Annotated in this window: 10 protein-coding genes; 3 read left to right on the forward strand and 7 right to left on the reverse strand. The window is 59.7% G+C overall.

Annotated elements, in window-relative coordinates:
• Window position 1 precedes the first annotated feature (1 nt).
• Both ptsP and BK658_RS05375 read right to left on the reverse strand, forming a co-directional pair.
• Window positions 2-2281: a phosphoenolpyruvate--protein phosphotransferase gene (gene ptsP / locus BK658_RS05370; RefSeq protein WP_123581381.1), complete on the reverse strand. Its 2280-nt coding sequence runs from the start codon at window positions 2279-2281 to the stop codon at window positions 2-4.
• Window positions 2282-2303: 22 nt separating this feature from the next.
• Window positions 2304-2783: an RNA pyrophosphohydrolase gene (locus tag BK658_RS05375; RefSeq protein WP_008064982.1), complete on the reverse strand. Its 480-nt coding sequence runs from the start codon at window positions 2781-2783 to the stop codon at window positions 2304-2306.
• A 144-nt stretch (window positions 2784-2927) separates the two neighbouring features.
• Between BK658_RS05375 and BK658_RS05380 the strand changes: the two genes are divergently transcribed.
• The gene (locus BK658_RS05380) at window positions 2928-3584 is read left to right on the forward strand and encodes a histidinol-phosphatase (protein ID WP_123581382.1); all 657 of its coding nucleotides are present in this window, start codon (window positions 2928-2930) and stop codon (window positions 3582-3584) included.
• A gap of 105 nt (window positions 3585-3689) precedes the next feature.
• Here BK658_RS05380 and BK658_RS05385 read toward each other — a convergent pair whose 3' ends face one another.
• Window positions 3690-4115, reverse strand: a complete 426-nt coding sequence (locus BK658_RS05385) for a DUF2269 family protein (RefSeq protein ID WP_123581383.1) — start codon at window positions 4113-4115, stop codon at window positions 3690-3692.
• Window positions 4116-4154: 39 nt separating this feature from the next.
• On the reverse strand, window positions 4155-5669 hold the full coding sequence (gene ilvA / locus BK658_RS05390) for a threonine ammonia-lyase, biosynthetic (protein ID WP_123581384.1): 1515 nt from the start codon (window positions 5667-5669) through the stop codon (window positions 4155-4157).
• A 144-nt stretch (window positions 5670-5813) separates the two neighbouring features.
• On the opposite strand from ilvA, the gene rpiA reads away from it, so the two are divergent.
• Window positions 5814-6488: a ribose-5-phosphate isomerase RpiA gene (rpiA, locus tag BK658_RS05395; RefSeq protein WP_123581385.1), complete on the forward strand. Its 675-nt coding sequence runs from the start codon at window positions 5814-5816 to the stop codon at window positions 6486-6488.
• Window positions 6489-6613: 125 nt separating this feature from the next.
• Here rpiA and BK658_RS05400 read toward each other — a convergent pair whose 3' ends face one another.
• Genes BK658_RS05400 through BK658_RS05410 form a run of 3 tightly spaced genes read right to left on the reverse strand, consistent with a single transcriptional unit; the run spans window position 6614 to window position 9612 of the window.
• Window positions 6614-7522 (reverse strand): SdiA-regulated domain-containing protein, encoded by a 909-nt coding sequence (locus tag BK658_RS05400; RefSeq protein WP_404943163.1) that lies wholly within the window; start codon window positions 7520-7522, stop codon window positions 6614-6616.
• Complete coding sequence (locus BK658_RS05405) at window positions 7512-8177, reverse strand: fumarylacetoacetate hydrolase family protein (protein ID WP_123581387.1); 666 nt, start codon at window positions 8175-8177, stop codon at window positions 7512-7514. Before BK658_RS05405 ends, BK658_RS05400 begins: the two co-directional genes overlap by 11 nt.
• 40 nt (window positions 8178-8217) lie before the next feature.
• Window positions 8218-9612, reverse strand: coding sequence for an FAD-binding oxidoreductase (locus BK658_RS05410; protein WP_123581388.1), 1395 nt, complete (start codon window positions 9610-9612; stop codon window positions 8218-8220).
• 204 nt (window positions 9613-9816) lie between these two features.
• Here BK658_RS05410 and serA point away from each other — a divergent pair, with 204 nt between their 5' ends.
• On the forward strand, window positions 9817-11046 hold the full coding sequence (gene serA, locus BK658_RS05420; RefSeq protein WP_123581389.1) for a phosphoglycerate dehydrogenase: 1230 nt from the start codon (window positions 9817-9819) through the stop codon (window positions 11044-11046).
• Window positions 11047-11134 lie beyond the last annotated feature (88 nt).

Below are 11134 nucleotides of genomic sequence, written 5' to 3' on the forward strand. Positions count from 1 at the left end.
TTTAGAGGGGCTTGATCGCCGCCGGATTGATCATCCGCGCCAACCCAAGGTTCTTCAGCGCCAGTTGCAGCGAGCTGTGGATCACTTGCGGGTTGTCGATGGTCATCAGCTCGGCGAGCAGATCCCTGGCCCAGCTCAGGTTGATCTGGCGCAACATCCATTTCACTTTCGGCAAGTTGGTGGCGTTCATCGACAGGCTGTCGAAGCCCATCGCCATCAACAGCACCGCCGCTGCCGGGTCACCGGCCATCTCGCCGCAGATACTCACCGGCTTGCCTTCGGCGTGTGCATCGCGCACCACGTTTTGCAGGGCTTGCAGCACCGCCGGGTGCAGGTAGTCGTAAAGATCGGCTACCCGCGGGTTGTTACGATCCACGGCCAGCAGGTACTGGGTCAGGTCGTTGGAGCCGACCGACAGGAAGTCCACCTGTCGTGCCAGTTCCTTGGTCTGGTACACCGCTGCCGGAATCTCGATCATCACGCCAACTGGCGGCATCGGCACGTCAGTGCCTTCGTCGCGCACTTCACCCCAGGCGCGGTGAATCAGGTGCAGGGCTTCTTCCAGTTCATGCGTGCCAGAGATCATCGGCAGCAAAATGCGCAGGTTGTTCAGGCCTTCGCTGGCCTTGAGCATGGCGCGGGTCTGTACCAGGAAGATTTCCGGGTGGTCGAGGGTCACGCGAATCCCGCGCCAGCCGAGGAACGGGTTGTCTTCCTTGATCGGGAAGTACGACAGTGACTTGTCGCCGCCGATGTCCAGGCTGCGCATGGTCACCGGTTGTGGGTGGAAGGCCGCGAGTTGCTCGCGATAAATTGCCAGCTGCTCCTTTTCGCTCGGAAAGCGCTGATTGATCATGAACGGCACTTCGGTGCGGTACAGACCCACGCCTTCGGCACCGCGCTTCTGCGCCCGTGCCACATCCGCCAGCAGGCCAGTGTTGACCCACAGCGGCATGCGGTGACCGTCGACCGTCACGCACGGCAAGTCGCGCAGTGCATCCAACCCCAGCGCGAGCTGCTTCTCTTCTTCGACCACGTCGGCGAACTGCTTGCGCAGCACGTCACTCGGGTTGGTGTAGACCTCGCCGTGGTAGCCGTCGACGATCATCTGGATGCCGTCGACCTTGGAATACGGCAGATCGACCAGACCCATCACCGTCGGGATCCCCATGGCTCGCGCCAGGATCGCCACGTGGGAGTTGCCGGAACCGAGTACCGACACCAGCCCCACCAGCTTGCCTTCCGGCACCTCGCCGAGCATCGCTGGCGTCAGTTCTTCGCTGATCAGAATGGTGTTGTCGGGATAGACCAGCGTCTGCTGACGCTCTTCCTGCAAGTAAGCCAGCAGGCGTCGGCCAAGGTCTTTGACGTCCGAGGCACGCTCACGCAGGTAGGCGTCGTCCATCAATTCGAAACGGTTGACGTGATCGGTGACCACCTGACGCAGTGCGCCCTGGGCCCATTGGCCGGTCTTGATCACGGTGGTCACTTCGCTGCCCAGCGAAGCGTCGTCGAGCATCATCAGGTAGACGTCGAACAGCGCCCGCTCTTCCGGCCGCAATTGCGTGGCAAGCTTGGCGGACAGCGCACGCATGTCGGCGCGTACGCCTTCGATGGCGGTCTTGAACAACCCCAGCTCTGCTTCGATGTCAGCGATGGTCTTGTCAGGCACCACGTCCAGATCGGCCGGCGGCAACATGACCACCGCGGTACCGACCGCCGCACCGGGCGAGCCGGGTACGCCGACAAACTTTGCTTCCTGAATGCCCTTGCCCTGACGCCCCAGACCACGGATGGATCCTGTGGCCTCGGCGTGGGCAATAACGCCCGCGAGCTGGGCGCTCATGGTCACCAGGAAGGCTTCTTCACCTTCGTCGAACTGGCGACGTTCTTTTTGCTGGATGACCAACACGCCGACAACGCGGCGGTGGTGAATGATCGGGGCTCCGAGGAACGAGGCATAACGCTCTTCACCGGTTTCGGCGAAGTAGCGATAGCGCGGGTGATCCGCGGCGTTTTCGAGGTTGAGGGGTTCTTCACGCGTGCCGACCAGGCCAACCAGACCTTCGTTGGGCGCCATGCTAACCTTGCCGATCGAGCGCTTGTTCAAGCCCTCGGTGGCCATCAGCACGAAGCGGTTGGTTTCAGGGTCGAGCAGGTAGACCGAGCAGACCTGGCTGCCCATGGCCTCTTTAACGCGCAACACAATAATCCCCAACGCCGCCTTGAGATCCTTGGCGGAGTTAACTTCCTGGACGATCTTGCGCAGCGTATTGAGCATGGCTCGGGGTCGAACTCCGTCGTCAGTCGCGCGCTAAAAGGCGCGGGGCAAGCTCTTTGAGAGCGCGGCGATAAACCTCGCGCTTGAATGTCACCACCTGGCCCAACGGATACCAATAACTGACCCAGCGCCAGCCATCGAATTCCGGTTTACCGGTCAAATCCATCCGCACCCGCTGCTCGTTGGAGACCAGGCGCAGGAGAAACCACTTCTGTTTCTGGCCGATGCATAGCGGTTGGCTGTGCGTTCTGACCAAGCGTTGCGGCAAACGATAGCGCAACCAGCCCCGGGTGCAGGCGAGAATTTCAACATCTTCGCGCTCCAGCCCCACTTCTTCGTTCAACTCGCGGTACAAGGCGTCTTCCGGTGTCTCCTGAGGGTTGATACCACCTTGAGGAAACTGCCAGGCATCTTGATTGATACGGCGAGCCCATAGCACCTGGCCGGCATCATTCGTGAGAATGATCCCGACATTGGGGCGGAAACCATCGGGGTCGATCACGGCAACAACCTCGCAAACGCATGTCGTCGCATTGTTCCACAAAGGTTGTGAAGGCGGCAACGAAGCTTCCTACGTTATGTGCACTCTTGTGAAAAGACCGTATTCTGGAGGCCTTTTTACAGACTTTTCAGCGAGTAACTGCAAATGCGTCTGGCTTTATTCGACTTGGACAACACACTTTTGGGCGGCGACAGCGATCACGCGTGGGGCGATTACCTGTGCGAACGCGGGTTCCTCGATGCCGTCGCCTACAAAATGCGCAACGATGAGTTCTACCAGGACTACCTGGCCGGCAAGCTGGACCAGGCCGCGTACCTGAACTTTTGCCTGGAAATCCTCGGCCGTACCGAGATGACCCTGCTGGACGAATGGCACCGCGACTACATGCGCGACTGCATCGAACCGATCGTGCTGTCGAAGGGACTCGAGTTGCTGGCCAGCCATCGCGCTGCCGGCGATAAACTGGTGATCATCACCGCCACCAACCGCTTCGTCACAGGGCCGATTGCCCAGCGTCTGGGCGTCGAAACCCTGATTGCCACCGAATGCGAAATGGTCGACGGCCGCTACACCGGGCGCAGCACCGACGTACCGTGCTTCCGTGAAGGCAAGGTGACGCGCCTGAATCGTTGGCTGGAAGAGACCGGCATGTCGCTCGAAGACAGCTATTTCTATAGTGATTCGATGAATGATCTGGCGTTGCTGGAGGAAGTGGCAAACCCGGTGGCCGTGGACCCGGACCCGAATTTGCGCGCCGAGGCACAGAAACGCGGCTGGCCGATCATGTCGTTGCGCGATTGAAATCGCCATCGCGAGCAGGCTCGCTCCCACATTGAATGTGCGTCAATCACAGATCCAGTGTGGGAGCGGGCTTGCTCGCGAAGGGGACGACTCGGTCCTAAAGCCTTAAACCGGCTTGGCGCCCATCAACCCGGCAATCGCGATAAAACAGACAAAACTGAATAACGCCAAGGCAAACGTAAACTTCCCGTTGCCACCCGGCGCAGTGCGCAGCTTGTTAAGCCGCATCAGCAGCCAGAACACCGCCAGCGCACCGACGGTGTAGATCAGGCTGGACGCCAGAATCCACATCTGCCCCAGCGGCCAGCCCACCAGGTGCACCATCCACCATCCGGTGAACGGCATGCTCAGCAACGCCAGGCCCATCACCAGCCAGACAAACACCCACGGCCGCTGCAACGTGCGCGCGTGTGCCGTCAGGTCCCCGTTGCGACGAGTGCGCCAGACCCGGATCGCCAGGCCCAGCGCACCAACCAGCAACAAAACCGTTGCCAGGACATGCGCAACTTTCAGGGCGGTTAACGTTTCCATTGTTCGATTTCCTTATGGACTGGCCATCAGCGTAGACGCTCAGCCGAGGAACAGCTTATACGCCGGGTTGTCGCTCTCATCCCAATACGGGTAACCGATTTCTGCCAGCGCCGCCGGCACCAGATGACGCTCTTCATGCGGCACTTGCAGGCCGGCGACCACCCGACCATCGGCTGCGCCGTGGTTACGGTAGTGGAACATCGAGATGTTCCAGCGCCCGCCGAGCTTGTTGAGGAAGTTGAACAACGCTCCCGGACGCTCCGGGAACTCGAAGCGCAACACCACTTCATCGACGACATGCGCCGCACGACCGCCCACCATGTGGCGAATGTGCAACTTGGCCAGTTCGTTGTCGGTCAGGTCGAGCACCGGGAAGCCCTGCTCGGTCAGACTGGCGACCAGCGCACTGCGTGGATCGTTTTCCGGGTGCGTCTGCACCCCAACAAAAATGTGCGCTTCGCTGCCGGTGTTGTAGCGGTAGTTGAATTCGGTGATCTGGCGTTTGCCGATGGCTTCGCAGAACGCCTTGAAGCTGCCCGGTTTCTCCGGGATGGTCACGGCGATGATCGCTTCACGCCCCTCACCCAGCTCGGCGCGCTCGGCGACGTGGCGCAGGCGGTCAAAGTTGACGTTGGCGCCGGAGTCGATGGCCACCAGGGTCTGCCCGGTTACGCCGTAGAGCTCGACATACTTCTTGATCCCGGCCACGCCCAAGGCGCCGGCAGGCTCGGTGATCGAGCGGGTATCGTCGTAGATATCCTTGATTGCCGCGCAGATCTCGTCCGTGCTGACGGTGATCACCTCATCGACGTAGTCCTTGCAGATGTCGAAGGTGTGCTGACCGATCTGCGCCACTGCCACACCATCGGCAAAGAGCCCAACGGTCGGCAGTACCACGCGCTCACCGGCCGCCATGGCCGCTTGCAGGCAGTTGGAGTCGTCCGGCTCGACGCCGATGATCTTGATCTCGGGCCGCAGGTACTTCACGTACGCGGCGATCCCGGCGATCAGGCCGCCACCGCCCACTGGGACGAAAATCGCATTAATCGGACCCGGGTGCTGGCGCAGAATCTCCATCGCCACAGTGCCCTGCCCGGCAATCGTGTGCGGATCATCGTAAGGGTGGATGTAGACGTAGCCCTTTTCGTCGACCAGTTTCAGCGAATAGGCCAGGGCTTCCGGGAAGGAATCCCCGTGCAGCACTACTTTGCCGCCGCGCGAACGCACGCCTTCGACCTTGATCTCGGGGGTGGTCTTGGGCATGACGATGGTCGCTTTCACGCCCAACACCTTGGCGGCCAGTGCCAGCCCCTGCGCGTGGTTACCCGCGGAAGCCGTGACCACGCCACGGGCGCGCTCTTCATCGCTCAATTGGGTCAGCTTGTTATAAGCGCCGCGAATCTTGAACGAGAATACCGGCTGCAAGTCTTCGCGCTTGAGCCAAATAGTATTGCCCAACCGCTCGGAGAGCTGGCGAGCAGTCTGCAATGGGGTTTCTACGGCAACGTCATAAACGCGCGAGGTGAGGATCTTTTTGACGTACTGTTCGAGCATCGGAAAGCATCACTGAGCGGGTTGGGCAGGACCGAGGAGTCTAACCCGGCTTTTGCCCGTGCGACCACACGAATCCAGAGGATTTAGCCAGGCATGGGGCTATAATGCGGGCCTTTCGTTCCCCTTTGGCACCTCGGAGCCCGCATGACCCAGGATCAACTCAAACAGGCGGTGGCTCAGGCCGCCGTCGATTTCATCCTTCCAAAACTCGACGACAAGAGCATCGTCGGGGTCGGCACCGGCTCCACTGCCAACTGCTTCATCGACGCACTGGCCCTGCACAAGGGCGCGTTCGACGGCGCGGTTGCCAGCTCCGAAGCCACCGCCGCGCGCCTCAAGGGCCACGGGATTCCGGTGTATGAGCTCAACACCGTCAGCGATCTGGAATTCTATGTCGACGGCGCCGATGAAAGCGACGAGCACCTGAACCTGATCAAGGGCGGCGGCGCAGCCCTGACCCGCGAAAAGATCGTTGCAGCCGTAGCCAAGACATTCATCTGCATCGCCGACGCCAGCAAACTGGTGCCGGTCCTGGGCACTTTCCCACTACCGGTCGAAGTAATCCCGATGGCCCGCAGCCACGTAGCCCGCAAGCTGGTGAAGCTGGGCGGCGATCCGGTTTACCGTGAAGGTGTGCTGACCGACAACGGCAACATCATCCTCGACGTCTACAACATGCAGATCACCAACCCGGTCGAACTCGAAACCCAAATCAACGCCATTGTCGGCGTGGTCACCAACGGCCTGTTCGCTGCCCGTCCGGCAGACGTGCTGCTATTGGGCACGAGCGAAGGCGTGAAGACCCTGCGCGCCGAATAAGCCCAATACACAATCAAAACTGTGGGAGCGAGCCTGCTCGCGATTAGGCCGGCACATTCAACATCGATGTTGAATAACCGACCGATATCGCGAGCAGGCTCGCTCCCACAGGAGTTTTGTATTGCTCAGGGTTGTGGCTTCTTGAAGACATAAAACAGGTTGGGCTCGCTGACCAGGTACATCGTACCGCTGTCGCCCATGGCGATCCCTTCTGCTTGCGGCACTGTCTTTTGCAAGCCCTGACGCCCTTTGTTCAGCGACATCGTGCTTAACGGCCGACCGTCGATATCCAGTTCCAGCACCAGATGCGACTCATCCGACAGTGCCAGTAAATGGCCGCTGCGCTTGTCATATTGCAGGCTCGACAGGTCGCGCACGAACAGCCCGGCATCGCGCCTGGGATTGTTGACCACGTGCACCGCGTAGGATTTCTCCGGGTTGTAATGCGCAAAGCCCTGCACTTCGTAGATCAGCATCGGGTCGCGCTCTTTGGCGACGAACAACCGCTTGCCCACCGAATCGTAGGCCAGGCCTTCAAAGCCCTTATTGCTGCTCATGTGCACGCCAAGGGTCATCTGCTCGGAATCCGCAGCATCGAGAAACTCCGTTTCATCCGTCAGGTGAATCTTGATCAGGCGCTGCTGATATTCATCGGCGATCACATAGGTATCAGCACTGATGAACTCCACCGCTTCCGGGTCGCCAAACCCGATCAGCGTCACGCGGCGCAGGATTCGTCCGTCGAGGGACAGCTCGAGCAGCTCGGAGTTTTTATTGGTCACGGTGAACAGGCTTTGGCGCACCGGATCAAACGTCAGCGCCGAAATGTCAGCGCTCAGCCTGTCAATGACCTTCGCCTCGACAACCACCTGGTAATCATTGAGTGCCATGGACTGGCCGTCTGCCGGGTGCAACCAGGCTTGCAGGTTGAACCAGCCGCGCTCGAACAAACGATAATGTTGCCCAGCCGCGCCCAACGCCACGACTGCAGCGAAGAGCACGATCAGGACTCGGTTTTGCGGTTTAGCGAACACTGCTCTTGAAGCTGCCGGCGCCCGGCAATTCCAGCACCAGTTCATCGCCAACGTTCAACGGACCGACGCCAACTGGAGTGCCGGTCATGATCACGTCACCAGCTTGCAGCGAGAAACAGCCCGCCATGTGCTGGATCATTGGCACGATCGGGTTGAGCATCAAGCTGCTGTTGCCGTCCTGGCGAACTTCACCGTTGATGGTCAGGCGGATACCGATGTCGGTCAGGTCCGGGAACGTGCTGCTGACCACGAACGGCGCCAGCACGCACGCGCCGTCAAACGACTTGGCGATTTCCCATGGCAGGCCTTTGGATTTCAGCTCGGCCTGCTTGTCGCGCAAGGTCAGGTCCAGCCCCGGTGCAAACCCGGAGATCGCGTCCAGCACTTCTTCACGGCTTGGCTTGGTCGACAACGGCTTGCCGATCAACACGGCAATTTCCGCTTCATAGTGGACCGAACCACGCTCGGTCGGAATCGCAAAACCACCTTCCAGCGCTACCACGCAACTGCCCGGTTTGATGAACAACAGCGGCTCGGTCGGCACCGGGTTATCCAGTTCCTTGGCGTGTTCGGCGTAGTTACGCCCGATGCACACCACCTTCCCGACCGGGAAATGAATACGTGTACCGTCGACATACTGGTGCTGATAGCTCATTACCGACTCCTGCCTTATAGATTCATCAGGGACAGCGGCTTCAAACAGCGAAGATTTTGCCCGGGTTCATGATGCCGTTCGGGTCGAACACCGCCTTGACCGCTTTCATGTACTCGATCTCAACCGGCGAACGGCTGTAGGTCAAGTAATCACGCTTGGTCATGCCCACGCCATGCTCGGCCGAGATCGAGCCGTTGTACTTCTCGACGGTTTCGAACACCCACTTGTTGACGGTCGCGCACTTGGCGAAGAACTCGTCCTTGCTGAGGTTTTCTGGCTTGAGGATGTTCAAGTGCAGGTTGCCGTCGCCGATGTGGCCGAACCAGACGATTTCGAAATCCGGGTAGTGTTCGCCGACGATTGCGTCGATTTCCTTCAGGAATGCCGGGACTTTCGACACAGTGACCGAAATGTCGTTCTTGTACGGCGTCCAGTGGGAAATGGTCTCGGAGATGTATTCGCGCAGTTTCCAGAGGTTTTGCAACTGGGATTCGCTCTGGCTCATCACGCCATCCAGCACCCAGCCCTCTTCAACGCAGTGCTCGAAGGTTTCCAGCGCATGGTTGGCCACTTCTTCAGTGGTCGCTTCGAACTCCAGCAGCGCGTAGAACGGGCAATCGGATTCGAACGGTGCCGGCACGTCACCGCGCGCGAGGACTTTGGCCAATGCTTTGTCGGAGAAGAATTCGAACGCAGTCAGGTCGAGCTTGCTCTGAAACGCGTGCAGCACCGGCATGATCGAGTCGAAATCGGCGGTGCCGAGGACCATCGCGGTGAGGTTTTTCGGGGCGCGATCAAGGCGCATGGTTGCTTCGACCACGAAACCCAAAGTGCCTTCGGCGCCGATGAACAGCTGACGGAGATCGTAACCGGTGGCGTTCTTGATCAGGTCGCGGTTCAGTTCCAGCAGGTCGCCCTTACCGGTCACGACTTTCATGCCGGCAACCCAGTTACGGGTCATGCCGTAGCGAATAACCTTGATCCCGCCGGCATTGGTGCCGATATTGCCGCCAATCTGGCTGGAACCGGCGGAAGCGAAGTCCACCGGGTAGTACAAACCGTGCTCTTCGGCGCGGTTTTGCAGTTGTTCAGTGACTACGCCCGGCTGGCAGACCGCAGTACGGTCGGTCAGGTTCACGTCGAGGATCTGATTCATATAGTCGAACGAAACCACCACTTCGCCATTGGCCGCCACGGCAGCAGCCGACAGCCCGGTGCGCCCACCGGACGGTACCAGCGCAATCTTGTGCTCATTCGCCCAACGAACAATGGCCTGGACCTGCTCGGTGGTCTTGGGGAACACGATGGCCGTCGGGGCCGGGGCGAAATGCTTGGTCCAATCCTTACCGTAAGCATTCAGGGAGTCGGCATCGGTCAGCACCTTGCCAGGCTCAACCAGGGTCTTCAGCTCTTCAATCAGGGCGGGATTGGTCATCGACAGAACTCTCGAACAATTCATGGTCATCCTGAGCACGCTTCACGTCGCAGGAATGAGTGTTTGCGGGGTGCATATGCTAGCATACCGCCCCCGCAGGATAGTGCCCAAAGGCTGTTCTGCGGCGACGGCGTTCCTGCCGCTCGGGTCAGCATCTGCTGGCCACTTCCCTGCCATTTTTCTCCGGGACACAGGTTTACGCAGATGAGCAAGACTTCTCTCGATAAGAGCAAGATCAAGTTCCTTCTTCTCGAAGGCGTCCACCAATCGGCTGTCGACGTCCTCAAGGCGGCGGGCTACACCAGCATCGAGTACCTGACAGGTTCTCTGCCGGAAGCCCAACTGAAGGAAAAGATCGCTGATGCGCACTTCATCGGCATTCGCTCCCGCACTCAACTGACCGAAGAAATCTTCGATCACGCGAAGAAACTGGTAGCTGTTGGCTGTTTCTGCATCGGCACCAACCAGGTCGACCTCAACGCTGCTCGCGAACGCGGCATCGCTGTCTTCAACGCACCGTACTCCAACACCCGTTCGGTGGCCGAGCTGGTGCTGGCCGAAGCGATCCTGTTGCTGCGCGGCATCCCTGAGAAGAACGCTTCCTGCCACCGTGGCGGCTGGATCAAGAGCGCGGCCAACTCCTTCGAAATCCGTGGCAAAAAGCTCGGTATCGTCGGTTACGGCTCGATCGGTACTCAACTGTCGGTCCTGGCCGAAGGCCTGGGCATGCAGGTTTACTTCTACGACACCGTGACCAAGCTGCCTCTGGGTAACGCCACTCAGGTCGGCAACCTGCACGAGCTGCTGGGCATGTCCGACATCGTCACCCTGCACGTACCGGAAACCGCGGCCACCCAGTGGATGATCGGCGAGAAAGAAATCCGCGCCATCAAGAAAGGCGGGATCCTGATCAACGCCGCTCGCGGCACCGTGGTCGAGCTGGACGCCCTGGCGGATGCGATCAAGGACAAGCACCTGATCGGCGCGGCCATCGACGTATTCCCGGTGGAGCCACGCTCCAACGACGAAGAGTTCGAAAGCCCGCTGCGTGGCCTGGACAACGTGATCCTGACCCCGCACATCGGCGGCTCCACCGCTGAAGCACAAGCCAACATCGGCCTGGAAGTGGCGGAAAAGCTGGTCAAGTACAGCGACAACGGTACGTCGGTGTCCTCGGTCAACTTCCCGGAAGTAGCCCTGCCGGCTCACCCTGGCAAGCACCGTTTGCTGCACATCCACCAGAACATCCCGGGTGTGATGAGCGAGATCAACAAGGTTTTCGCCGAAAACGGTATCAACATTTCCGGTCAGTTCCTGCAGACCAACGAGAAAGTCGGCTACGTCGTGATCGACGTCGACGCCGAATACTCGGACCTGGCGCAAGAGAAGCTGCAGCACATCAACGGCACCATCCGTTGCCGCGTGTTGTTCTAACGCTCAAGCGTCAATAAAAAGGGAGACCCTCGGGTCTAATGCCAGTCAGTTAAGCTGACTGGCATTTTTATTTCTGATCGGATACTTC

Origin of the sequence: Pseudomonas brassicacearum (genome assembly GCF_003732175.1) — a bacterium.
Taxonomy (GTDB): domain Bacteria; phylum Pseudomonadota; class Gammaproteobacteria; order Pseudomonadales; family Pseudomonadaceae; genus Aquipseudomonas; species Aquipseudomonas brassicacearum_G.